At 72.0% G+C, this 23,783-nt stretch carries 22 protein-coding genes; 15 read left to right on the forward strand and 7 right to left on the reverse strand.

Annotated features, from left to right (window positions below; all coding sequences use genetic code 11):
- Positions 1-20: 20 nt before the first annotated feature.
- A complete protein-coding gene (locus ADK65_RS02775; RefSeq protein ID WP_107092201.1) occupies positions 21-1,433 on the reverse strand; it encodes a glycoside hydrolase family 43 protein in 1,413 nt (470 codons plus the stop codon).
- A gap of 59 nt (positions 1,434-1,492) precedes the next feature.
- A complete protein-coding gene (locus ADK65_RS02780) occupies positions 1,493-3,136 on the reverse strand; it encodes a glycoside hydrolase family 27 protein (RefSeq protein ID WP_053668162.1) in 1,644 nt (547 codons plus the stop codon).
- A 462-nt stretch (positions 3,137-3,598) separates the two neighbouring features.
- On the opposite strand from ADK65_RS02780, the gene ADK65_RS02785 reads away from it, so the two are divergent.
- The 5 genes from ADK65_RS02785 to ADK65_RS02805 all read left to right on the forward strand — a co-directional run bounded on the left by ADK65_RS02785 (position 3,599) and on the right by ADK65_RS02805 (position 9,056).
- Positions 3,599-5,689 carry a non-reducing end alpha-L-arabinofuranosidase family hydrolase gene (locus tag ADK65_RS02785; protein ID WP_053668163.1) on the forward strand — a complete coding sequence of 697 codons (2,091 nt, stop codon included), beginning with the start codon at positions 3,599-3,601 and terminating at the stop codon, positions 5,687-5,689.
- A gap of 98 nt (positions 5,690-5,787) precedes the next feature.
- Positions 5,788-6,753, forward strand: a complete 966-nt coding sequence (locus ADK65_RS02790; RefSeq protein ID WP_053668164.1) for a glycoside hydrolase family 6 protein — start codon at positions 5,788-5,790, stop codon at positions 6,751-6,753.
- 258 nt (positions 6,754-7,011) lie between these two features.
- Positions 7,012-8,004, forward strand: a complete 993-nt coding sequence (gene dhaK / locus ADK65_RS02795; RefSeq protein WP_053668165.1) for a dihydroxyacetone kinase subunit DhaK — start codon at positions 7,012-7,014, stop codon at positions 8,002-8,004.
- Between the two features lie 49 nt (positions 8,005-8,053).
- The gene (gene dhaL, locus ADK65_RS02800) at positions 8,054-8,653 is read left to right on the forward strand and encodes a dihydroxyacetone kinase subunit DhaL (RefSeq protein WP_053668166.1); all 600 of its coding nucleotides are present in this window, start codon (positions 8,054-8,056) and stop codon (positions 8,651-8,653) included.
- Positions 8,646-9,056 (forward strand): PTS-dependent dihydroxyacetone kinase phosphotransferase subunit DhaM, encoded by a 411-nt coding sequence (locus tag ADK65_RS02805; RefSeq protein WP_053668167.1) that lies wholly within the window; start codon positions 8,646-8,648, stop codon positions 9,054-9,056. Before dhaL ends, ADK65_RS02805 begins: the two co-directional genes overlap by 8 nt.
- Before the next feature lie 67 nt (positions 9,057-9,123).
- On the opposite strand, the gene ADK65_RS02810 is transcribed toward ADK65_RS02805, so the two are convergent.
- Positions 9,124-9,846 carry a glycoside hydrolase family 75 protein gene (locus ADK65_RS02810; protein WP_053668168.1) on the reverse strand — a complete coding sequence of 241 codons (723 nt, stop codon included), beginning with the start codon at positions 9,844-9,846 and terminating at the stop codon, positions 9,124-9,126.
- 167 nt (positions 9,847-10,013) lie between these two features.
- On the opposite strand from ADK65_RS02810, the gene ADK65_RS39570 reads away from it, so the two are divergent.
- The 3 genes from ADK65_RS39570 (at position 10,014) to ADK65_RS02820 (ending at position 11,959) form a co-directional block, all read left to right on the forward strand.
- Entirely contained in the window at positions 10,014-10,142 is a 129-nt protein-coding gene (locus ADK65_RS39570; RefSeq protein WP_267889703.1) for a hypothetical protein, read from the forward strand.
- 126 nt (positions 10,143-10,268) lie between these two features.
- Complete coding sequence (locus ADK65_RS02815) at positions 10,269-11,249, forward strand: fibronectin type III domain-containing protein (RefSeq protein WP_053668169.1); 981 nt, start codon at positions 10,269-10,271, stop codon at positions 11,247-11,249.
- Between the two features lie 170 nt (positions 11,250-11,419).
- A complete protein-coding gene (locus ADK65_RS02820) occupies positions 11,420-11,959 on the forward strand; it encodes a hypothetical protein (RefSeq protein ID WP_053668170.1) in 540 nt (179 codons plus the stop codon).
- A 111-nt stretch (positions 11,960-12,070) separates the two neighbouring features.
- Here the strand turns inward: ADK65_RS02820 and ADK65_RS02825 are convergent, their stop codons facing one another.
- The 3 genes from ADK65_RS02825 to ADK65_RS02835 all read right to left on the reverse strand — a co-directional run bounded on the left by ADK65_RS02825 (position 12,071) and on the right by ADK65_RS02835 (position 15,222).
- Positions 12,071-12,622, reverse strand: coding sequence for a PadR family transcriptional regulator (locus tag ADK65_RS02825; protein ID WP_053668171.1), 552 nt, complete (start codon positions 12,620-12,622; stop codon positions 12,071-12,073).
- Positions 12,623-12,650: 28 nt separating this feature from the next.
- Entirely contained in the window at positions 12,651-14,666 is a 2,016-nt protein-coding gene (locus ADK65_RS02830) for an NADPH-dependent 2,4-dienoyl-CoA reductase (protein WP_053668172.1), read from the reverse strand.
- A gap of 187 nt (positions 14,667-14,853) precedes the next feature.
- Positions 14,854-15,222, reverse strand: coding sequence for a hypothetical protein (locus tag ADK65_RS02835; RefSeq protein ID WP_053668202.1), 369 nt, complete (start codon positions 15,220-15,222; stop codon positions 14,854-14,856).
- Between the two features lie 248 nt (positions 15,223-15,470).
- Between ADK65_RS02835 and ADK65_RS02840 the strand changes: the two genes are divergently transcribed.
- Positions 15,471-17,549, forward strand: coding sequence for a SpoIIE family protein phosphatase (locus ADK65_RS02840; RefSeq protein WP_053668173.1), 2,079 nt, complete (start codon positions 15,471-15,473; stop codon positions 17,547-17,549).
- Between the two features lie 6 nt (positions 17,550-17,555).
- Here ADK65_RS02840 and ADK65_RS02845 read toward each other — a convergent pair whose 3' ends face one another.
- Positions 17,556-18,359 (reverse strand): putative protein N(5)-glutamine methyltransferase, encoded by an 804-nt coding sequence (locus tag ADK65_RS02845; RefSeq protein ID WP_053668174.1) that lies wholly within the window; start codon positions 18,357-18,359, stop codon positions 17,556-17,558.
- A gap of 272 nt (positions 18,360-18,631) precedes the next feature.
- Between ADK65_RS02845 and ADK65_RS02850 the strand changes: the two genes are divergently transcribed.
- From ADK65_RS02850 to ADK65_RS02875, 6 genes are all read left to right on the forward strand, one after another.
- Positions 18,632-19,108 (forward strand): MarR family winged helix-turn-helix transcriptional regulator, encoded by a 477-nt coding sequence (locus ADK65_RS02850; RefSeq protein ID WP_053668175.1) that lies wholly within the window; start codon positions 18,632-18,634, stop codon positions 19,106-19,108.
- A gap of 65 nt (positions 19,109-19,173) precedes the next feature.
- The gene (locus ADK65_RS02855) at positions 19,174-19,779 is read left to right on the forward strand and encodes a sulfite oxidase-like oxidoreductase (protein ID WP_053668176.1); all 606 of its coding nucleotides are present in this window, start codon (positions 19,174-19,176) and stop codon (positions 19,777-19,779) included.
- On the forward strand, positions 19,772-20,527 hold the full coding sequence (locus tag ADK65_RS02860; RefSeq protein ID WP_053668177.1) for a ferredoxin reductase: 756 nt from the start codon (positions 19,772-19,774) through the stop codon (positions 20,525-20,527). Before ADK65_RS02855 ends, ADK65_RS02860 begins: the two co-directional genes overlap by 8 nt.
- Before the next feature lie 201 nt (positions 20,528-20,728).
- Positions 20,729-21,310 carry a hypothetical protein gene (locus ADK65_RS02865; RefSeq protein ID WP_053668178.1) on the forward strand — a complete coding sequence of 194 codons (582 nt, stop codon included), beginning with the start codon at positions 20,729-20,731 and terminating at the stop codon, positions 21,308-21,310.
- Positions 21,311-21,427: 117 nt separating this feature from the next.
- Positions 21,428-22,396 (forward strand): acetylxylan esterase, encoded by a 969-nt coding sequence (locus tag ADK65_RS02870; protein ID WP_053668179.1) that lies wholly within the window; start codon positions 21,428-21,430, stop codon positions 22,394-22,396.
- 112 nt (positions 22,397-22,508) lie between these two features.
- Positions 22,509-23,675, forward strand: coding sequence for a serine hydrolase domain-containing protein (locus ADK65_RS02875; RefSeq protein ID WP_053668180.1), 1,167 nt, complete (start codon positions 22,509-22,511; stop codon positions 23,673-23,675).
- Positions 23,676-23,783: the final 108 nt, after the last annotated feature.

The following is a 23,783-nucleotide window of genomic DNA, read 5'->3' on the forward strand; positions in this document are numbered from 1 at the left end:
GCGGCGGCGGCCGGGGTGCGTCAGGCGCCGGGGGTGAACTGCCACCAGTTCATGTTGAGGAGGTAACCGCTGCCCCCGCTGAAGCGCAGGTAGAGGTCCTGGGTTCCGGTCGCGCCGGAGACCGGGCAGGTCACCGTCGTCCAGGTCTGCCAGCCCCCGGTGTTCGGCACACCGCACCGGCCGGCGACCGTCCCGCTCGGCGAACCCAGGCGCAGTTCGACGGTGCCGCCGCCGCTGCCCGAGGCCACGCGGGCGGTGAAGGAGGACGCGCCCGGCCCGAAGGCCACGCCCTTGACCTTGAGGTAGTCGCCGTTGTCGATCCAGCCGACGTTCATCCCGCCTTCGGCGGCCGGTTCGGTCTCGATCCCGGATCCCCACGCGAGCGTCTCGGCCTCCTGGCGTACGTACGGGTTGAGCGTGCCGTTCTGGGGGGCGCCGCCGCTCGTCATGTTGATCGACGGGATGGTGCCGTCGGCGTTGTAGGAGAACCTCTCCACCGCCACCGAGCGGGTGAAGCCGCCGCCGCCCGGGAGTGCGCCGTTGTGGTAGAAGAAGTACGAACTGCCGTTGAAGTCCACGATCCCGGGGTGGTTGGTGAAGCTGCTGCCCTGGGTGGGCATGACCGTCCCGCGGTAGGTCCAGGGCCCGGTCGGGCCGGGCGCCGTGGAGTAGGCGATGAACTCCGAGCAGCACCTGGCCGCGAACACCATGTAGTACAGGCCGTTCCGCTTGTAGACCCAGGGTCCTTCCTCGTACAGCGTGGGACGGTTGGGGTCACCGGTGCGGGTGCCGAACCCCGCGGTGGTGAGCGGGATCCTGGTGGGGCTGCCCGAGTAGGACGTCATGTCGGCGTTGAGCCTGACGTAGGTCAGGTTCGGGTTGCCCCAGTAGAGGTAGGCCTGGCCGTTGTCGTCGATGAAGACGGTCGGGTCGATCTCCCCGTTCTCCACTAGCGGACGGCCGAGGGCGTCCCGGAACGGGCCGGTGGGGCTGTCGGCGACCGCGACGCCGATGGCCATCCGGCCGGTCGCCCGGTTCTTCACGGGCACGTACCAGTAGAACCGGCCGTTGCGCTCGACGGCCTGTCCGGCCCACGCGTCGGCGGACGCCCAGCTGAAGGTGGCCAGGCTGAGCGGTGAGCCGTGGTCGGTCCAGTTGACCATGTCGGCGGAGGACCACACCCGCCAGTCCTTCATGGTGAAGTAGGTGGAGCCGTCCTCGTCGTGCCCGGTGTAGAGGTAGACCCGCCCGTTGTGGACCAGTGGGGCCGGGTCGGCGGTGTAGACGTGCTGGACGATGGGATTGTCGGCGCGGGCGGCGGTGGGGCCGACCGCGGCGGGAACGACGGTGAACGCCAGCAGCAGGCCCAGGGTCCAGGCGACGGCCCGGACGAGCCCGGTGGCGGGCGTGGGTGAGGGCCGGGCCAGGGTCATCGTGACCTCCGGGGAGCGTCGAGGGGTGGACGAGCCGCGCGCCGGGTGCGCTGCGTCCCTCATGTGCGGCTCCACTTCTGGGTGGTCTGACCGGTGCAGCTCCACAGGACCAGCCGGGTTCCGTTGGCGGTGCCGGCGCGGTCGGCATCGAGGCACAGCCCCGCGTGGACATTGCGGATCGTCCCGTCGGAGCCGACGGTCCACTTCTGGTTGTCCTGGCCGTTGCAGGGCCAGGTGATGACCCGGGTTCCGTTCGTCGTGCCCTGGTTGTAGGCGTCCAGGCACTTGTCGCCGAAGACACGGATCTCGCCACCCGCCCACGTGGTCCACAGTTGGTTGGCGGCCGTATGGCAGTCCCAGAGCAGTACGGTGGCACCGGCCGCGGTGGAGGCGTTGTCCACGTCCAGGCAGCGGCCGGATGCGTTGCCGCGCAGACGCGAGGTGGTGGCGGCCAGCGGGCTGCCACCACTCACCCGGAACGCGGCCACACCGTGCGCGGGGACGCTCGCGGAGATCTGCCCGGAGGTGCTCGACGTGCCGCCGGTCCACAGGTCGGTGAGGGTGAACGAGCCGCCGGACAGTCCGACCTGCGCGGCCGTGGTGGTGATGGTCGCGGTGCTGCTCCCCCGGTTGAACAGGCCCACCGCGACCGAGCCGTCGGAGAGGGCCTTGGCGAACACCTCGGTGCCGCCGTCGTCGCGGACCCGGCGCCCGCCCGCGGCCAGCGGGTCCTGGTTCACCGCCAGCAGACGCGGGTTGCGCAGGATCGCGCTCACGTCGGCGGACATGGAGCGGATGTCGTTGCCCGCGATGAGAGGGGCGCCCATCAGCGCCCACAGGGCGAAGTGGGAACGCGACTCCGTCAGTGACAGGCCGGGGCGGCCGACGACGAGCATGTCGGGGTCGTTGAAGTGTCCCGGGCCCGCCTGGGCCGCCAGTGGCGCGGTGATGTCCAGGACGTTGCCGACGCCCATGGGGTAGCTGTTGGTGTTGCCGTTCTGCCAGATGTCGAGCAGGTCCTCGGTCGTCCGCCACAGGTCGGCGACCTGTCCCCAGTCGTAGGTGGCGCCGGTGGGGGCGTGGAAGCTGTTGGGATTGATGCTGTAGACGATCGGACGGCCGGTGGCACGCAGGGCGTCGCGCATCAGCGTGAACCGCGCGATCTGCTCGCTGAGGGTGCCGCTGCCGGAGCACCAGTCGTACTTGAGGTAGTCCACGCCCCAGGAGGCGAACGTGGCGGCGTCCTGGGCCTCATGGCCCTTGCTGCCGGTGGAGCCGGGGTAGGTGCCCACGCCCTGGGCACACGTTTTCTCGTTGGGCGCCTGGTAGATGCCGAACTTCAGGCCCTTGCCGTGGATGTAGTCCCCGAGCGCCTTCATGCCGCTGGGGAACTTGGCCGTGTTGGCCCGCAGGTTGCCCGCCGCGTCGCGCTGGGGGTCGAACCAGCAGTCGTCGACGACGACGTACTGGTAGCCCGCGGCCTTCATGCCCGAGGACACCATCGCGTCGGCGGCCTGACGCACCTGGGCCTCGGTGATCTGGCATCCGAAGCTGTTCCAGCTGTTCCAGCCGAGCGGCGGGGTGAGCGCCGGGCTGCCCGGCGCGGCCGCTGCGGGGGACTGCGCGGAGGCCACCAGGGCGGTGGCCGTCAGCACGGTGGTCGCGAGAAGGCGGAGCAGTCGTCCGCCTGATCGTCTGGGCACCAGGGCCTCCTCAACCGGATGGGTGTCATGAGCGGTGACTTTGGTGTCACGTGCATGACATCCCATGGGTTCGAAATTTCGCACGCCATTCCGAAACTCGTGATGCCAGGGATGGTAGACGGAGGCCCGGACATGTCAACAGCGCGAGCATCGATATCGAGCAAGCGGCGGACCTGCGGTGATTCCACCCCCAGCACGTCGAATGTTTCGAAGTGAAAATCGAATAATGCGAGAAGGATTGACGGAAGTCACAGGCCTCCTATCATCCAGGATGCTCGACCCAGCGACTTACGTCCGGTATGTCGAACCACTGCAGTGCTCCACCTGTACGAGGCGCAGCTCCTCCAGGCACATGAGCTCCCGATTCACCTTCTCCACCACGCCCACAGGCGCTCGCTGCCCCGCGCCCTGAAGCGACCCGATCGCACCATGCAACCCCCCACCCCCTCCCAGAGGAACACCATGAATCCACTGAAACGGCTCGGCTGTCGCCGGGCCTCCGTCCTGGGCCTGCTGGCCGCGACCGTCCTGGTGACACCGGGGACCGCGACCGGTGCGCCCGACGCCGTGCAGGCCTCCACCCTGGGCGCCCAAGCGGCCCAGTCCGGACGGTACTTCGGAACCGCCGTGGCCTCCGGACGGCTCGGCGACGGCACGTACACCCGCATCCTGGACCGAGAGTTCAACTCGGTCACTCCCGAGAACGAGATGAAGTGGGACGCGACCGAGCCCTCACGTGGCTCGTTCACCTTCAGCCGCGCCGACCAGATCGCCAATCGCGCCCAGGCCCGCGGTCAGCGCCTGCGCGGCCACACCCTGGTCTGGCACTCCCAACTGCCCGGCTGGGTCAACTCCATCAGGGACGCGAACACGCTGCGCGGCGTGATGAACAACCACATCACCACCGTGATGAACCGCTACAAGGGCCGGATCCACTCCTGGGACGTCGTGAACGAGGCCTTCGCCGACGGCGGCAGCGGCCAGATGCGCAGCTCGGTCTTCCGGGACGTACTGGGCACCGGCTTCATCGAACAGGCCTTCCGCACGGCGCGATCGGCGGACCCGGCGGCCAAGCTCTGCTACAACGACTACAACATCGAGAACTGGAGCGACGCCAAGACCCAGGGCGTCTACCGCATGGTGCGCGACTTCAAGGCGCGCGGGGTGCCCATCGACTGCGTCGGCCTCCAGGCCCACTTCGGCGCCGGCGGCCCGCCCGGCAGCTTCCAGACGACGCTGTCGAGCTTCGCCGCCCTCGGGGTGGACGTCCAGATCACCGAGCTGGACATCGCGCAGGCACCGACGGCGGCCTACGCGAACACGGTGCGGGCCTGTCTGAACGTCGCGCGCTGCACCGGCATCACGGTCTGGGGCATCCGCGACAGCGACTCGTGGCGCAGCGGCGAGAACCCGCTGCTGTTCGACCGCAACGGCAACAAGAAGCCGGCGTACAACGCGACCCTGACGACGATGGGCGGCACACCCGCCGCGAGCCGCGGTACGCCTCCCGCCACCCGGGGCACGCCCGCCTCCGGCCGCGGCACACCGGCCGTCACGGGCAGCACGGCCACCGGCTCACGGGGCGCCGGCAACGCCGCCGCGCTGCCCAGCCGTTACTCGTGGAGCTCCAGCGGACCGCTGATCTCGCCGAAGCCGGACGCCACCCACAACATCGCCGGAATCAAGGACCCGACGGTCGTCCGGTACAACGGCAAGTACCACGTGTTCGCCAGCACCGCCAGCTCCTCCGGCTACAACCTGGTCTACCTCAGCTTCAGCGACTGGTCCCAGGCCGGCTCGGCCACCCACCACTATCTCGACCGCACCGCCATCGGTCGCGGGTACCGGGCCGCGCCACAGGTCTTCTACTACGCGCCGCAACGCCTGTGGTACCTCGTGTACCAGACCGGCAACGCCTCGTACTCCACCAACCCCGACATCACCAACCCGAACGGATGGAGCGCGCCGCGCAACTTCTACTCGTCGATGCCGGACATCATCCGGCAGAACATCGGCAACGGTCACTGGGTCGACATGTGGGTGATCTGCGACAGCGGCAACTGCTACCTGTTCTCCTCCGACGACAACGGACACCTGTACCGCTCACAGACGACCACCGGTCAGTTCCCCAACGGGTTCGGCAACACCGTCATCGCCGCCCAGGACTCCAAGTACGCGCTGTTCGAGGCGAGCAACGTGTACAAGGTGCAGGGCAGTAACCAGTATCTGCTGCTCGTCGAAGCCATCGGGTCGGACGGCCGACGCTACTTCCGGTCCTGGACCTCGGGCAGCCTGGCCGGTTCCTGGACCCCCCTGGCCTCGTCCGAGAGCAACCCCTTCGCACGCGCCGGCAACGTCTCCTTCCCCTCGGGCGCCTGGACCCGGGACATCAGCCACGGCGAGATGATCAGGGCCGGCTACGACCAGACCCTGACCATTCCCGCCTGTCGGCTCCAGTACCTCTACCAGGGCATGAACCCCAACGCGGGCGGTGACTACAACCTGCTCCCGTGGCGGCTCGGCCTGCTCACCCAGACGAACTCGACCTGCTGACCGAGCGTGTCGCGGGGAGCGCTTCCGATGGGAGCGCTCCCCTCCCGGCCCGCCGTCGCCCCTCGCACGCCCCCTGCCAGAAAGCCGAGGTACCCGTCATGCGCCGCAGACTTCTCGCCCTGGCGGCAGCGCTCTCCTCACTGCCGCTGGCGCTCGCCGCCGCCCCGACCGCTCACGCGGCCGACCCGACGACCATGACCAACGGGTTCTACGCCGACCCCGACTCCAGCGCGAAGCGATGGGTCGCCGCCAACCCCGGCGACGGCCGTGCCTCCGCGATCAACGCCTCGATCGCCAATACTCCGACGGCCCGCTGGTTCGGCTCCTGGAGCGGCAGCATCTCCGCCGCCACCGGCGCGTACACGAGCGCCGCGGACGCCCGGGACAAGCTGCCCCTCCTCGTCGCCTACAACATCTACAACCGTGACTACTGCGGCGGACACTCCGCGGGCGGAGCCTCCTCGCCGTCCGCCTACGCGAACTGGATCGCCCAGTTCGCGGGCGGGATCGCCGGCCGCCCGGCCGTCGTCGTCCTGGAACCGGACTCCCTCGGGGACTACGGCTGCATGAACCAGGCGCAGATCGACGAACGCGAGAGCATGCTGACCGGCGCGCTCGCCGAGTTCAACCGCCGAGCCCCCAACACCTGGGTCTACCTCGACGCCGGCAACCCGGCCTGGGCGAGCGCGGAGACCATGGCCCGGCGGCTTCACGAGGCCGGTGTCCGGCAGGCCCACGGATTCTCGCTCAACGTCTCCAACTACCTCACCACGGCCGAGAACATCTCGTACGCCGCCGCCGTCAACAGGGAACTGAGCGCCCGGTACGGCTACACCAAGCCGTTCGTCGTGGACACCAGCCGCAACGGCAACGGCTCGAACGGCCAGTGGTGCAACCCCTCGGGCCGCCGCATCGGCACTCCCACCCGGCTGGGCGGTGGCGCCGAGATGCTTCTGTGGATCAAGGTTCCCGGCGAGTCCGACGGCAACTGCGGCGTGGGCGGCGGCTCCTCGGCCGGGCAGTTCCTTCCCGAGGTCGCCTACAAGATGATCTACGGCTACTGACCCCGGCCCCTTCGGGCGCTTCCTGTGTTCCGTGCTCGGCCGGTCCGGCGGCGGCAACCCGGTCGGCACGGAGGCTGATCCGGCACCACGGCCGAGGCCGCCCGCGCCCTCCATGGGTGCGGCCGGCCTCGGCCCGTTGGGCGTTGCGGTCCGGGACGGACCGAAGCGATCAGTCAAGATCGACAACTGGTCAAACGTGGTGTGGGCTGCGAAGCTGGAGTTCGAGGGCTCATCTACTAGGTTGTCTAGGAGGTACCCGTGAAGATGCTGATCAACGTCCCGGAAAGCGTGGTCGCGGATGCGCTGCGCGGTCTGGCGGCTGCCCACCCGGAGCTGACCGTGGACGTGGAGAACCGGGTGATCGTGCGGCGGGACGCTCCCGTCGCCGGGCAGGTGGGGCTGGTCTCGGGCGGGGGCTCGGGGCACGAGCCGTTGCACGGCGGTTTCGTGGGCCCCGGCATGCTGTCGGCGGCCTGTCCGGGCGAGGTCTTCACCTCCCCCGTGCCCGACCAGATGCTGCGCGCTGCCGCCGCCGTGGACAGCGGGGCCGGCGTGCTCTTCATCGTGAAGAACTACACCGGGGACGTACTCAACTTCGACATGGCCGCAGAGATGGCCGAGGACGAGGGCATCCGGGTCGCGAAGGTGCTCGTCAACGACGACGTGGCGGTGACCGACAGTCTGTACACGGCGGGACGTCGTGGTACGGGCGCGACCCTGTTCGTGGAGAAGATCGCGGGCGCCGCCGCAGCCGAGGGCATGCCCTTGGAGCGGGTCGAGGCCATCGCCCGGCAGGTGAACGAGCACTCCCGCAGCTTCGGGATCGCACTGAGCGCCTGCAGCACCCCGGCCAAGGGCAGTCCCACCTTCGATCTGCCGCCCGGCGAGCTGGAGTTGGGCATCGGCATCCACGGCGAGCCCGGCCGGGAGCGGCGCGCCATGATGACCTCCGGGGAGATCGCCGAGGCCGCCGTCGAGGCGGTGGTGGAGGACCTCCAGCCGCGCAATCCGGTGCTGGTCCTGGTGAACGGCATGGGCGCGACTCCGCTGCTGGAGCTGTACGGCTTCAACGCCGAGGTGCACCGGGTGCTCGCCCAGCGCGGTGTCCCCGTGGCCCGCGTCCTCGTGGGCAACTACGTCACCTCCCTGGACATGGCGGGCGCCTCGCTCACGCTGTGCCAGGTCGACGAGGAACTGCTGCGGCTGTACGACGCGCCGGTGAAGACCCCGGGGCTGCGCTGGGGCGTGTGACCCACAGGGGGCAGAGGATCACCACGTACCTACCAGGCAAGGAGAGCCAGTGCTCGACGCCGATTTCTTCCGCCGTTGGATGACGGCGACCGCCGCGTCCGTGGACCGCGAGGCGGAACGGCTCACCGCCCTCGACTCCCCCATCGGGGACGCCGACCACGGCAGCAATCTCCAGCGCGGGTTCACGGCCGTGGCGGCCGCGCTGGAGGAGGAGGCCCCCGGCACGCCCGGCGGCGTTCTGACCCTGGCCGGACGCCGGCTGATCTCGACGGTCGGCGGCGCGTCGGGGCCGCTGTACGGGACGCTGCTGCGCCGTACCGGCAAGGCGCTGGGCGATGCCGAGGAGGTCAGTGCGGAGCAGCTGGCCGAGGCCTTGCGGGCGGGGGTGGACGCGGTCATGACGCTCGGCGGCGCCGCCCCGGGCGACAAGACCATGATCGACGCCCTGGTGCCCGCGGTGGACGCGCTCGGCGACTCGTTCGCCGCGGCCCGCACCGCGGCGGAGGAGGGCGCGGTCGCGACGACGCCGTTGCAGGCGCGCAAGGGCCGGGCGAGTTACGTGGGCGAGCGCAGCATCGGCCACCAGGATCCGGGCGCCACGTCGTCGGCGCTGCTGATCGCCGGACTCGCGGAGGCCGCCGGTGAGTGACGAGCAGCTGGTGGGAATCGTGCTGGTGTCGCACAGCGCGGAGGTGGCCGCGTCGGTCGCCGAGCTGGCGAAGGGGCTCGCGGGCGGCGGCCCTGCGGTACCCGTGGCTCCCGCGGGCGGTACCGAGGGCGGCGGGCTCGGCACCAGCTCCGAACTGATCGCCGCGGCGGCCGCGTCCGTCGATCGCGGTGCCGGAGTCGCGGTCCTGACCGATCTGGGCAGCGCCGTGCTGACCGTGAAGGCGCTGCTGGCGGAGGGCGACGAACTGCCCGAGCGGACACGTCTGGTGGATGCCCCCTTCGTCGAGGGGGCGGTGGCCGCGGTCGTCACGGCGTCCACCGGGGCGGACCTGGCGGCGGTGGAGGCGGCCGCCACGGAGGCGTACACCTACCGGAAGGTGTAGCGCCGCCCGCGGCCGGGCACGCCGAAGCGACGGTGTGCCCGGCCGCAGGCGTGCCGGTGAGGTGCCGTCAGCCGATCGGTCCCCGCCGTCCACCCGGCCCGCCCACCCGGCTCCCGACGGCGAACCGCCTCGCCACCCTCTCCCCTTCCGTCACGGCGACGGCCGGGTCCTCGATGGGCGACACCTTGGTGTTCTTGAAGACGATGTAGGTGACACCGGAGGGTGCGCCGCCGCCGTGCGGATCGGCACGGATGCCGAGGGCCTTGGCGGTCGCGTAGGACGCCTCTCCGATGATGCCCTTCGGGCCCGCGTCGCCGACGACGGCGTACTGCACGCGGTCGCGGTACACGACGGCCACCACCGAACCCCCACCGATGCCGTGGTCCCGGTAGTCCCAGAGGCGGCTCGGCGCGGGTACGACGATGAAAGGCAGGCGTTCGGCGCTCAGCGGGCGGCCGTCCGACTGGGAGTAGGCCGTGCTCGCGGCGAAGTACGGGTCGGTGCGGACGTTGCAGCGGGTCCCGGGCCGGCCGTCGCAGTCGATGTCCATGTCGGCTTTCCAGAACACGACGTCGCGGGTGCCGCAGACGGGGATGGTCGCGGGTGCGCCGCTGTCGCTGCGGAAGCGGCCCCGGGAGACGGGAGTGCAGTCGCGCACCTCGGCGAGCAGCTCTGCGGCGGTCACGGTGCTTTCGCGCCATACCGTGGGCTGGGGGTGGGCGGTGGGGGGTGTCGTCGGGGCGAGCAGGGCGGCGCTGGCCGCGGCCAGGGTGAGCGACTGGATACGCACGATACGGGAGCCTCTCATGGGGGACCTGACGGGCACTCAGCCCAATCTGTTCCCGCGATGATCATCCGGCCACCGCTTGAGGGCCGGACGGCGCACGTCCTCAACCCCCGACAGGGACCGGGGGCCTGAGTCCGCGTAAGACACCGGCAGGCCCGCCGCCCCGCGGCATGCACGGGTTCCGCTACGACAGCGGACCGAGCGACGAGGCCGAACTCATCATCCAGGAAGCCGAGTTCTGCCGTGAGGGCTTCGGCATCCGCAACTCCCCGGGGGGTCACGCGCGACCGGCGGAGTGACGCCTGTCCTGGCCGGCACCCCCGCTCGACCGGACGCCCTCTTGATGCGGTCCCGCCAACGGCGTCATATTGGTCCGGACCATTCCCGTGTGCCGGTCGGCCGACCACCCCCGCGGAGGCAGTGTCGTGCGAGGACGTTCCATTCCCCCACCCCTCCTCCGTCGGCTCGCCCTCTGCGGCACCCTCGTGCTGGTCGCCTCCTGCGGCCCGCCCGGTCCGGAGGAGGGGGACGGCGGTCTGGTGCCGGGTGCGCCGACGGGTGTCACCGCCGCGTCGGGCAGCGCGACGAGCGTGCATGTCATGTGGAACACGACCGATCGGGCCGATGTCTACGAGGTGTATCGCGGCACCACCAAGGTCGAGGAGGTTGCGGGTTCGCAGCACATGGTGGATGTCACCAGGCTCCGGCCCGCCACGCTGTACGTCTTCTGCGTGCGGGCACGCGGCGCCGACGGGCGGCTCGGGCCGCCCAGCCGCCGGGTGCGGGCGAGGACGCCCGCGGCCGTGGCGGACGACCGCTCCGCACCGAGCCGGCCGTCGGCGCCGCGCGGCCGGGCGGCGGGAAGCCGCGCGGTTCAGCTGTCCTGGTCCGCCTCGACGGACGACCGGGGTGTGGTGTCCTACGACATCCACCAGGGCGATACGAAGATCCACAGTGTGGGCGGGGGCCTGACTGCCACCGTGCTGACGGGACTGCGGCCGGGCACGCGCTACGCGTTCACCATCCGGGCCCGGGACGCGGCCGGCAACGTCTCCCCCGCTTCACCCGGCGTCCGCCTCACCACTCCGGGCACCGACGACGGCCGGGCCACCGCCCCCACCGGCTTCCGGGCGACGAGCCGCCGTGCGGACGGGGCGTACCACCTGGACCTGAGCTGGGTGCCGCCCCGTGTGGACGGTGAGGTCACCGAGTACCGGATCGAGCTGGACGGCCGGCCCGCCACGTCCCTCGTGTTCGGCGGCGGCGCCCCGCACGGCCGGGCCACCTACAGCTTCTACGTGGGGCGGAGTGCCGGTGTCACCCACCGGGTCCGCATCAGGGCGATGCTGCCGGACGGCACCTGGGGAGGCCTCTCGGCAGAACGGGCGGTGACGACGGGGCCCTGAGGTGCTGTACGGCATCGGCCGGGCGGTGGAACCCGTCACCTGCACGGGGGCGCTCGGGGTGCGGCCGTGGCCGGGGAGGCCTTGGCTGACTCCGAGGCAGCACGGGCGTTCCCCGACCCTCGGCGGCGCAAGGGATGTACCGCCGACCGTGCCGCCGGAGGGCAGTCCACATGCGCAACTCATCGTCAGTTCTCCGCTCCGGCCTGACCGTGGCAGTCGCCGCGCTGCCCCTCGCCCTGGCCGCGGTGCCCGCCGTCGCCGGCCCCGGTATCTCCGTGAGCACCACGGGCTCCACGGTGTCCGTCACGACCAGCTCGTGCACCCAGATCAACGGCAGCTGGGGCACCGCCTCACTCCTCACCAGCAGTCAGGGCAGCTTCGCCCAGGGCCGCCAGGTGACACTGTCGGGGACGTCCACGAGCCAGTCCGCGGCCTGGTCGAACGTCTCACCGGGCACGTACACGGTCATCGTCGTCTGCTCGGACGGCACCACCGCGGGCACGCAGTCCGTGGTGGTCTCCACCGTCCCCTCCCCCTCGCGGACCGCGTCTCCCTCGGTGTCGCCGTCCCGCGGTGTGATGGGCGGTACCGGCGGCAGCACCACGGACTACGGGACCGTCACGCTGGTGGCCGGCGGCACGCTGGTCGGGGCGGGCCTCATCGGGACGGCCTGGTACCTGCGCCGGCGCAACAAGCCGTACCGGCTCTGACCCGGTACGGACGGCGGCCCGCTCCCCCGAAGCGCTCCGGGCGGGCGGGCTGCCGTCATGCCGTGCCCGGGGCGGGTCGGCCGGGGTGGTCGGGGCAGGCGGGCCGGCCGGTCAGGCGGGTTCGCCGTCCGGGAGGTCGGCGACCTCCGTCAGGGCGCGCCGGAGCCACTGGGTCCAGAAGGTCTCCAGGTCGATGCCGGCCCGCAGCACGAGATGCCGCAGCCGGTCCTCGGTGCCGCCCCGGCCGGGCGGGAAGTCCCGCTTCTCGATCTCCTGGTACTCCGCCAGCTGCCGCTCGTGCAGCTCCAGATGGCGCCGCAGATCGGCCTCCAGGCCCGCCGTGCCGACCACGGCCGCCGCCCGGAGCCGCAGCAACAGGGCGTCGCGGTGGGGCTTGGGGTCCTGGGAGGCGGAGGTCCAGCGGGCCAGTTCGGCGCGGCCCGCGGGCAGGACCTCGTAGCTCTTCTTCTGCCCGCGGGCCGGCTGCTCGGACGGCAGGGCCCTGATGAGGCCGTCGGCCTCCAGTCTCCCGAGGTCGCGATAGATCTGCTGGTGCGTCGCCGACCAGAAGTAGCCGATGGACCGGTCGAAGCGGCGGGTCAGCTCCAGGCCCGACGACGGCTTCTCGAGCAGGGCGGTCAGAATCGCGTGCGGGAGTGACATGGCCTCATCCTAGGGACGCGTATCCGCACTACAGGGCGGCTGCCAGCTCCGTGCCCTGCTTGATGGCGCGCTTGGCGTCCAGCTCGGCGGCCACGTCGGCACCGCCGATGAGGTGCGTGCTGCGGCCGGCGGCGAGCAGCTCCTCGTACAGGCCGCGGCGCGGCTCCTGGCCGGTGCACAGCACGATCGTGTCGACTTCCAGGACCGTGCTCTCCTCGCCGACGGTGATGTGCAGTCCGGCGTCGTCGATCCGGTCGTAGCGCACGCCCGGGACCATGGTGACGCCGCGGTGCTTGAGCTCGGTGCGGTGGATCCAGCCGGTGGTCTTGCCGAGGCCGGCGCCGACCTTGGAAGTCTTGCGCTGGAGCAGGTGGACGGTGCGCGGCGGGGCGGGCCGCTCGGGCGCGGCGAGGCCTCCGGGGCCGCTGTAGTCCATGTCGACGCCCCACTGGCGGAAGTACGTGGCCGGATCCTCGTGGGCCTTGTCGCCGCCGTCGGTGAGGAACTCGGCGACGTCGAAGCCGATGCCACCCGCGCCGAGGATCGCGACCCGGTCGCCGACCGGTGCACCGTCGCGCAGGACGTCGAGGTAGCCGACCACGCTCGGGTGGTCGACGCCGGGGATCTCGGGGGTGCGCGGGGTGACACCGGTGGCGACGACGACCTCGTCGAAGCCGTCGACGTCCGCGACTGTCACGGGCGTGTTCAGCCGGACCTCGACGCCGTGCCAGTCGAGCTGGGTGCGGAAGTAGCGGAGCGTCTCGTCGAACTCCTGCTTGCCCGGGACCCTGCGGGCGACGTTGAGCTGACCGCCGATCTCGCTCGCCGCGTCGAACAGCGTCACCTCGTGCCCGCGCTCGGCGGCGGAGACCGCGCAGGCCAGGCCCGCCGGTCCGGCGCCGACGACCGCGACGCGCTTGCGCAGCCGGGTCGGGGAGAGGACCAGCTCGGTCTCGTGGCAGGCGCGTGGGTTGACCAGGCAGGACGTGATCAGGCCGCTGAAGGTGTGGTCGAGGCAGGCCTGGTTGCAGCCGATGCAGGTGTTGATCGCCTCGGGGCGGCCGGCGGCGGCCTTGGTGACGAAGTCGGGGTCGGCGAGCATCGGACGGGCCATCGACACCATGTCGGCGGCGCCCTCGGCGAGGAGTTCCTCGGCGAGTTCGGGGGTGTTGATGCGGTTGGTGGTGACGAGCGGAACGGACACCTCGCCCATCAGCCGCTTCGTCACCCAGGTGTACGCGCCGCGCGGCACGGAGGTCGCGATGGTGGGAATGCGGGCCTCGTGCCAGCCGATACCGGTGTTGATGATCGTCGCCCCGGCGGTCTCGACGGCCTTGGCGAGGCTGATGACCTCCTCCAGCGTCGAGCCGCCCGGGACGAGGTCGAGCATGGAGAGCCGGTAGATGACGATGAAGTCCTCGCCGACGGCCTCGCGCACCCGGCGCACGATCTCCAGCGGGAAGTGCGTGCGGTTCTCGTACGAGCCGCCCCAGCGGTCGGTGCGGTGGTTGGTCTGCCGCGCGATGAACTCGTTGATGAGATAGCCCTCGGAGCCCATGATCTCGACGCCGTCGTAGCCGGCCTGCCGGGCGAGGCGGGCGGCGCGGGCGTAGTCGTCGATGGTGCGTTCGATGTCGGCGTCGGTGAGCTCGCGGGGCGGGAAGGGGCTGATCGGCGCCTGGACCGGGCTCGGGGCGACGAGGTCCTTGTGGTAGGCGTACCGGCCGAAGTGCAGGATCTGCATCGCGATCCGCCCGCCCTCACGGTGCACGGCGTCCGTGATGACCCGGTGCTGCCCGGCCTCCTCCTCGGTGGTGAGCTTGGCGCCGCCCTCGTAGGGCCGCCCCTCGTCGTTGGGGGCGATGCCTCCGGTGACGATCAGACCCACTCCCCCGCGGGCGCGGGCGGCGTAGAAGGCGGCCATGCGGGCGAACCCGCCCTCGGCCTCCTCCAGGCCGACGTGCATGGAGCCCATGAGGACCCGGTTGGGCAGGGTCGTGAAGCCCAGGTCGAGGGGGGTCAGCAGGTGCGGGTATCGGCTCATGGGGCCCTCCGTGCGCGGTGTCGTGCCTCCTAGTTGTAGAGGAGCACCGCCCGTTTATGCAACTAGTTGCATAAGGTGATGGAGGGCACAGCGGAGCCGGGACCCCGGGGCCCTGGTAGGGCCGAACCGATCCGCCGCCCGGCTCGGGCGCTCGCGCCGGGGACCTGGCCGGGGGCGGAGTGGGCGGTCAGCGGCTCAGCAGACGCACATGCAGCTCCGTCTCCTGGTCACCGGAGACCGTGCTGAGATCGTGCACGTCGAACAACGAGTCCAGGGTCGTGCGGAACCGTTCGATCGCCCAGTAACCGCCGTGCAGATCGGCCTCGACGGAGGACGACAGGTGAACCGGCCGCGTGCCCTCGTGCTCGTCGGCGACGTCGAAGGTGCCGAGCCACACGGTCGGCCGGGTCTCGTGCAGTTCCTCGGGCACGTCGTCGGCACACCGGTCCGACTCGTAGCAGGAGCACAGTGCGTCGAACACGATCCGCGCGTCGTGCTTGCTGCACCCGCTGATCTCCACCGAGACGGAGTGCGGGTGCGGTCGCTCGTGGTCCATCGCCATCGTGATCGCTCCTCTCGCGGCACCGGCCGCCGTATCCGCCCCTACCCCAGCAAAGCACCACCTTCCGGCCGGCACTACCGGCGGTGCCGTTCTCCCGGGGACGGCTTTGCGGGGCGGTCCGCGCCGCGCTGGGAGATGGTGGAAGGTGACGGAAGGGGCCTTCGGGATACGGCTCCGCGCGGTAGAACTGGGGTGTCGGCACACGACGGCGTGCCGCGAGGACGGCGAAGGCGGGGCGTGGGATGAGTGCAGCCGGGTCTCCCGAATCCGCAGGCGTCGGTCCGGTGCGCGGGTCGGCGCGCCCGAGCGGGCTCCTGGACGTGCTGCGCGTGGCCTCGGTGGTCCTGGACGCCGAGGGCCGCATCGTGCTGTGGAGCCCGCAGGCCGAGGAGCTGTTCGGGTACGACGCCCAGGAGGCGCTCGGGCAGTACGCCGCCCGGATCATGGTCCACGAAGAGCACGTCGACCTGGTGGTCAAGTTGTTCGCCGACGTCATGGGCACCGGTCAGAGCTGGGCGGGAGCCTTCCCGATCCGCCGCAAGGACGGCGGCACCCGGCTCGTGGAGTTCCGCAACATGCGGCTGCTGGACGACCAGGGCGATGTCTATGCGCTGGGGCTGTGCGCCGACCAGAGGACCGTGCGCCGGCTGGAGCGCGAGGTGGCGCTGTCGACGCGGATGATCGCGCAGTCCCCGACCGGGCTGGCCGTGCTGGACACCGAGCTGCGGTACGTCTCGGTCAACAGGGCCCTGGAGCAGATCAACGGCGTACCGGCCGCGGACCACCTGGGCCGCACCCCTCGCGAGGTGGTGCCCGGGATGGACGTGGACGCCCTGGAGTCCGCGACGCGCCGCGTGCTGGAGACGGGCACGCCCGTCGTCGACCAGTCCACGATCGGCCGCACCCCGGCCGATCCGCACCAGGACCACGCCTGGTCGGTCTCGCTGTACCGGCTGGAGAACGCCTTCGGGACCGTGCTGGGCGTGGCCGTCTCGATCGTCGACGTCACTGAGCAGTACCGGGCGGGCATCGAGGCCGAGGCGGCGCGCCGTCGCCTGGCCCTGATCGCCGACGCCTCGGGGCGGATCGGCACCACGCTGGACCTGGACCGCACGGCCCGTGAGCTGGCCGACGTGGCCGTGCCGGAACTCGCCGACGTCGCGGCCGTCGACCTGCTGGACGCGGTGGTGCAGGGGCGGCGCACCAGCCTGGGCCCCGCCGAGTCGGCCGTGATCCGCGCCCTGGCGGTCCAGGGGTACGACTCCGCCGAGGCCCTGGCCGCGGCCGACACTCCCGGGCAGGTCGCCCGGTACGCGCCCGACCGGCTCGTCACCCGGTGCGTACGCACGGCGAGCCCGGTGATGCTGCCGGAGGTCAAGGACGAGGACCTGGTGCGCATCGCCCGTTCCCCGGAGGCGGCGGAGCTGCTGCGCCGGGCCGGGGTGCACTCGTATCTGGCGGTGCCGCTGATCGCGCGCGGCGAAGTGCTGGGGGCCCTGGACCTCAAGCGCACCCGCAATCCGCTGCCGTTCAGCGAGGACGACCTGCTGCTGGCGCGCGAGCTGGCCGCCCGGGCCGCCGTGCAGATCGACAACGCCCGCTGGTACCAGGGCGCCCGTGAGACCGCGCTCACCCTGCAGCGCAGCCTGCTGCCCAGCCATCCGCCGGTGACGGGCGGGCTGGAGGTCGCCTCCCGCTACCAGCCGGCCGGGACCACCAGCGAGGTCGGGGGCGACTGGTTCGACGTGATCCCGCTGGACGGCGAGCGGACGGCACTCGTCGTGGGCGATGTGATGGGCAGCGGCATCCCCGCGGCGGCGGCGATGGGACGGCTGCGCACGGCGACCCACACCCTGGCCTCCCTCGGCCTCGAGCCGAACGTGCTCCTAGAGCACCTCGACAAGATCACCGCAGGTCTCGATCAGGCCATCGCCACCTGTGTCTACGCCGTCCACGACCCGCATCTGCGGCAGTGCCGGATCGCCAACGCCGGGCACCTGCCGCCGGTGCGGGTCCGGGCCGGGCAGCCGCCGGAGCTGCTCGGCCTGCCGACCGGGGTGCCGCTCGGGGTGGGCGGTGTCGCCTTCTCCACGACGACCGTCGAACTCGAGCCCGGCGACCGGCTGGTGTTCTACACCGACGGTCTCGTCGAGACCCGGCGCGACCCGATCGACGAACGGCTCGAGACACTGGTGTCCCTGCTCGACGGGCCCGATCTGCCGCTGGAGGACGTCTGCGACCTGCTGCTGCGCACGCTGCACGAGCCGGACAACTTCGACGACGTGGCCCTGCTCATCGCCCGGGCGACCGCACCGGACTGAGGGGCACTACGGTGCGACACCGATCACCACATGGGCGTACAGCTCGTCGGACACGGCCAGGTGGGTCGTGAGGCCGTTGCGCTCGAAGGCCTCGACGGCGGCCGGTGCCTGGTGCCGGCTCGTCTCCACCAGGACGCAGCCGCCGGGGGCCAGCCAGCTGGGCGCCCGGGCGGCGACCCGGCGCAGGACGTCGAGGCCGTCCGTGCCGCCGTCGAGGGCGACCAGCGGCTCGTGGTCCCTCGCCTCCTGCGGCAGCAGTTCGATCTCGTCGCTCGGTACGTACGGCACGTTGGCCGCGAGGATGCCGACGCGGCCCCGCAGCGAAGGGGGCAGCGCCTGGAACAGGTCGCCCTGGTGGACCTGGCCGCCGACGGCGGCGATGTTGCCGCGGGCGCATCGCACGGCGGCCGGGTCGATGTCGGCGGCGTGGAGTTCGACGTGGCCGAGCGCGGCGGCCAGCGCCGCTCCCACGGCACCGGACCCGCAGCACAGGTCCACGACGACGGCGGCACCGGACGCCCGCTCCAAGGCCTGCTCCACCAGGAACTCGGTGCGCCGGCGCGGCACGAAGACGCCCGGGGCGACTGCGATGCGCAGGCCCCGGAACTCGGCCCAGCCGACGACGAGTTCCAGCGGCAGGCCCGCGACGCGGCGCTCGACCATGGCGGCGGCCTCGGCCGGGGTGCGCGCGGTGGAGAGGATCAACTCGGCCTCGGCCTCGGCGAAGACGCAGCCCGCGGCGCGCAGGGCGAGGACGACGCCGTCACGGGAGGACGGTGCGGAAGGGGGGACAGCGGACACGGACGGCATGGAAGCCCAGAGCCTTTCGGGAGCCGAAGGGCGCTCCGGCGATCGCCTACGACCGGCGATCCGCGCGACATCGAGAGGAGAGCACCCGAGCTGACACAGCGGTAATGGGTCTCACCTCCTCGGCTTCCGACGGCCGGGTCCTGACCGGCCGGACGGCAACCCTACCCGACGGCCGCACCCCTCGATGCGGTGATCATCACGGCTTCCGGTCAGGTGGTTGGGTTGTGCAACCATGGAGGGAGCCGAGCAGCACCGTGGTGAGGGAGGGCCCCGTGCACAGCGCAGACGCCGTGGAGACCATCCAGCGGGAGATGACGGTCTTCGCCCGCCGGGCCAGGGCCGCGGCGGGCCGGATGCACCCCGAGCTGTCGCTGGTGTCGTACACGCTGCTCGGGCACCTGGAGGAGAGCGGCGGGTGCCGGGCCACCGACCTGGCCGTCCACTACGCCCTCGACAAGTCCACCGTCAGCCGCCAGGTGACGGCGCTGGAGCGCGTCGGACTCGTCGAGCGCCGCCCCGACCCCGCGGACCACCGCGTCCAGGTGCTGCACCTGACCGGGGCCGGGCGGCGCATCCTGGCGCAGGTCACCGAGAGCCGCCGCGCGGCCTTCCGGGAGCGCCTGGCCGGCTGGCCGGCGGAGGACCTGAGCCGCTTCGCGGACTACCTCGTGCGGTACAACGCCTCGCCCGGTCCAGGACGGCAGGACCAGGGCAGCGGCGGCACCAGGACGCCCGGCACGTACGGTTGAATACGGAAACACTGAGCACAACCGGTCCGGCGGGCGCCGCCGGGCCGGTCCGGAGGCACCACCGCATGCACATCACCAGAGGCTTCACCGGGCGCCCACGCGTCGCCGACCCTGGCCTGCCGCCCGGTCAGTACGACGCGGGCGACGACTGGCCCGTCCTGTCCGCCGAGGTCACCCCCGAGCTGGCGGCCGCCGACTGGACCTTCCGTGTGGACGGGCTGGTGGCGGAGCCCCGCACCTGGGACTGGGAGGCGGCGCACCGGCTGCCGCCGTCGGCGTACGAGGGCGCCATCCACTGCGTGACGAGCTGGTCGAAGTTCGGGGTGCGCTTCGGGGGTGTGTCCCTGGACGCGTTTCTGGACGCGGTCCGGCCCCATGAGTCGGCCACCCATGCCGTCGCCTACTCGCACACCGGCTACACCGCGAACCTCCCGCTCGCGGACCTGACCGGCGGGCGCGCGTGGATCGCCTGGGAGTACGACGGCCGGCCGCTCGCCCCCGAGCACGGCGGCCCGGCGCGCCTTCTGGTGCCGCACCTGTACTTCTGGAAGAGCGCCAAGTGGATCGCGGGCCTGCGGATCCTCGACCATGACGAGCCGGGTTTCTGGGAGCGCAACGGCTATCACGAGCGGGGCAACCCCTGGGAGGAGCAGAGGTACTCCGGTGACTGAGACCTTCGTGCCGCCCACGCGGTTCGCCGTGCCCGGGCGCATCGCCGTGAGTGAACAGGCCGCGTCCGAGTGGCAGACCGCCACGCTCACCGAGATCCGCCGCGAGACCCCGCGCGTGTCCACCTTCCGGCTCGCCGTGCCGGGCTGGCCGGGGCACCTGCCCGGCCAGCACCTGATGGTGCGGCTGACCGCCGAGGACGGCTACGCTGCCCAGCGTCACTACTCGATCGCGTCCGCGCCGGACGACTCGGGGCAGGTGGAGCTGACGCTGGACCACGTCGAGGGCGGCGAGGTCTCGGGCTGGTTCCACACCGTCGCCCGGCCCGGCGACCGGGTCGAGGTGCGGGGCCCGGTGAGCGGCTTCTTCGCCTGGCCCGGCGACCGGCCCGCGCTGCTGGTCGGCGCAGGCTCCGGCATCGTGCCGCTGATGTCGATGATCCGGCACCACCGGGCGCGGAACCTGACCGTGCCGCTGCGGCTGGTGGTGTCCGCGCGCAGTCCCGAGGAGCTGGTATACGCCCGCGAGTTGGGTGCGGAGACCACCACCGTCTTCACCCGGAGCGCGCCGGAGGGTGTGGCGGTCGGACGTATGGCGGCCGCACATGTGGCGCCCCTCCTGGCCGAGCAGCCTTCCGGCGGGTGGGAGGCCTATGTGTGCGGCTCCAACTCCTTCGCCGAGCACGCCTCGCGCCTGCTGGTGACGGCAGGTCAGCCGGTGGACCGGATTCGCATCGAACGCTTCGGCTGACCCGGCTGTTTTCGCCCCGATCGGCCGGGCACCCAGCCGGAGGGTCGCGGCAGGCCGCTTCTGCGCTGGGCCGCCGGGCGATCGACGGACGCCGGACGGGGTACCTGCTCCGTGAGGGCACGCGTGCGCGTGACGTGAGGCGCAGGAGCTTCGTCGCACGGCCGGTCCGGCCCTCCCTGCGGTGACGGTGAGGAGGTGGGCATGCGCTCCCCGATGCACGGTTGGCGCCGGCGGCGCAGTCCGCTGCGGCGCCGGTCGGATGTGGTCGAGGCGTGGACGGTGCTGGTGGTCGCCGTCCTCGTCCTGGTGGGCGCGCCCCTGGCCGGGGCGGCCGCCGCCTGGTGGGCCCATGGCGAGGCGCGGAGGCTGTCGGTGGAGCAGCGGGCCGAGCGGCACCGGGTCCGGGCCGAGGTGATCGGCGGGAACGACGCGCTGCCGTCGGTGCGGGCCGGCGGGCAGCACGCGTACCGGGCCACCGTGCGCTGGACGGAGCCGGACGGAGCGACGCGCACCGCGTCGGCCCGCGTCCCCGCGGACAGCCGGCGCGGCGAGCAGGTGGACGTCTGGTTCGACCGCCAGGGGCGCAGTGTGCTGCCGCCGGTGGACGAGACGGGGGTATGGCAGCACACCCTGACCGTCGGCGCCTGCGCCACGGGGGGCGCGGTGGCCGTGGTGCTCTTCGGCCACCTTCTCGTGCGCCGGGTGGCGCTGCGCCGCCGGATGGCCGAGTGGGACCGGGCGTGGGCCCGTGTCGAACCGGAGTGGACGCACCGCGACGCGTGACGGCGTGCGCGGGGCGCCGGAACATCCGTGCGGACACCTGGCCAGTCCTTGCGCCACGCACGTAGTGTGATCATCCGCACTGCCCCTGTAGCTGCTTCTCACTCAAGGCGGTCCTGCATGGCCCTGTTCGACCTTCCGATCGACGAGCTCCGCGAGTACCGCAGCGCGGCCACCGAGCCCGAGGACTTCGACGCCTTCTGGTCCAAGACCCTGGAGGAGTCCCGAGTGCACGACCTGGACGTACGCTTCGAACCGGTCGACGCGGGGCTGTCCACCGTCGAGGTCTTCGACGTGACCTTCGCCGGCTTCGGCGGTCATCCGGTCAAGGGCTGGCTGACGCTCCCGGCCGGCGCGGAGGGCCCGCTGCCGCTGGTCGTGGAGTTCATAGGCTACGGCGGCGGGCGCGGGCTCCCGCACGAACACCTGCTGTGGGCGTCCTCGGGCCGGGCGCACTTCGTGATGGACACCCGAGGGCAGGGCAGCGCCTGGGGCGGGGGCGGCGGCACGGCGGACCCGGTGGGCGGCGCGCCCGCCTACCCCGGTTTCATGACGCGCGGCATCGACGCCCCGGAGAACTACTACTACCGCCGGGTCTACACGGACGCGGTGCGTGCCGTGGAGGCGGCCCGCTCCCACCCCCTCACCGACCCGGCGCGCACGGTGGCAGTCGGGTCCAGCCAGGGCGGCGGCATCACGATCGCGGTCGGCGGACTGGTGCCGGACCTTGCGGGCATCGCGCCGGACGTGCCGTTCCTGTGCGACTTCCCGCGGGCGGCGACGATCACGGACCGGCACCCGTACCGGGAGATCGGCCTCTACCTCAAGACCCACCGTGGCCGCACGGAGGACGCCCTGCGCACGGTGTCCTACTTCGACGGCGTCCACTTCGCCGCCCGCGGCCGGGCTCCGGCCCTGTTCTCGGCCGCCCTGGAGGACCAGACCTGCCCGCCCTCGACCGTCTTCGCGGCCTTCAACGCCTGGAGCCACGAGGACAAGACGATCGAGGTCTACGACTTCAACGACCACGAGGGCGGCGGCCCCTTCCAGCAGGCGGCCAAGCTGCGCTGGATGCGTTCGTACATCTGATCCGGCCGTTCACCTCCGCCGGGCTTCCGCTCGGTCCGACCAGTCGGTACGTTCATCGCGCCCGGGCCGCCACGCGGCTGTCCGGGCTTTGGACGGCAGGCGGAGGGGGCTCATGTCCGAGTTGGGGACACCGGTGCGCGGTCACTGCGACGCGGCGTTCAGGGCGGTACGCGAGGCGTTCGAGGAGAACTTCCGGGAGCGCGGTGAACTGGGCGCCGCGGTGGCCGTCACCGTCGGCGGCCGGACGGTGGTGGACCTGTGGGGCGGCTGGGCGGACGCTGCGCGCTCCCGGCCGTGGGAGCGGGACACCCTGGTGAACGTGTGGTCCACCTCCAAGGGGCCGGTGGCGCTGTGCGCGCACATCCTGGCCGACCGGGGGCTGCTGGACCTGGACGCGCCGGTGGCTCTGTACTGGCCGGAGTTCGCGGCCGCGGGCAAGGAGAAGGTCCTCGTCCGGCATCTGCTGTCGCACCGCGCCGGTCTGGCCGGTCTGCGGGAGCCGCACTCGCTGGAGCAGCTCTGCGACTGGGAGCTCACCACGCAGCGGCTCGCGGCGACCGAGCCCTGGTGGGAACCGGGCACCCGGTCCGGCTATCACGCGCTGACGTACGGCCATCTCGTCGGCGAGGTCGTACGCCGCGTGTCGGGGCTGCGGCCGGGGGCCTTCCTGGCGCGGGAGGTGACCGGCCCGCTCGGCATCGACTTCCGCATCGGCCTGCCGGAGCGGGACTTCGGCCGGGCGGCCGAACTGGTTCATGCGCCGGCCACGTCGAACAGTGAACAGGGGGCAGTCTTCGCCCAGTTGGCGCCGGCGGCCATGGCCGCGCTGACCAACCCGGCGGTGTCCGCCGCCGCGGCGAACAGCCCCCAGTGGCGGGCCGCCGAGATTCCGGCGGCGAACGGCCACGGCACCGCGCGTGCCGTCGCCGGACTGTACGGCGTCTTCGCGGGCCGCGGCTCCCTCGGCGGCCACCGCGTGCTGTCCCCCGAGGCGGCCGAGCGGGTGCGCGAGGGGCAGGGCGGCTGCCGGGACCTGGTGCTCGGCGCAGGATTCGAGCACGAGACGGAGGTCGGCCTCGGGCTCTGGCTCAGCGGCCCCGACGGCTCGTACGGGCCCAACCCACGCGCTTTCGGACACGACGGCTTCGGCGGTTCCTGCGGGCTCGCCGACCCGGAGGCGGGAGTGTCCCTGGGCTATGCGATGAACCGGATGGGACCCCGTATCGCCAACGACCCGCGGAAGACGGCGCTGGTCGACGCCTTGTACGGCGCGCTGTGAGAAGCGGGCGCGGGCGGGGCCGGTTTCCGCCCGAACCACCCGGCCCGCACCACCCGCACGACCCCCCGTCGGCCGAGGGAGCCTCTGTACCGCCGGGTCACGACGGAA

It is taken from the genome of Streptomyces sp. NRRL B-1140 (assembly GCF_001280065.1).
Classification (GTDB): domain Bacteria; phylum Actinomycetota; class Actinomycetes; order Streptomycetales; family Streptomycetaceae; genus Streptomyces.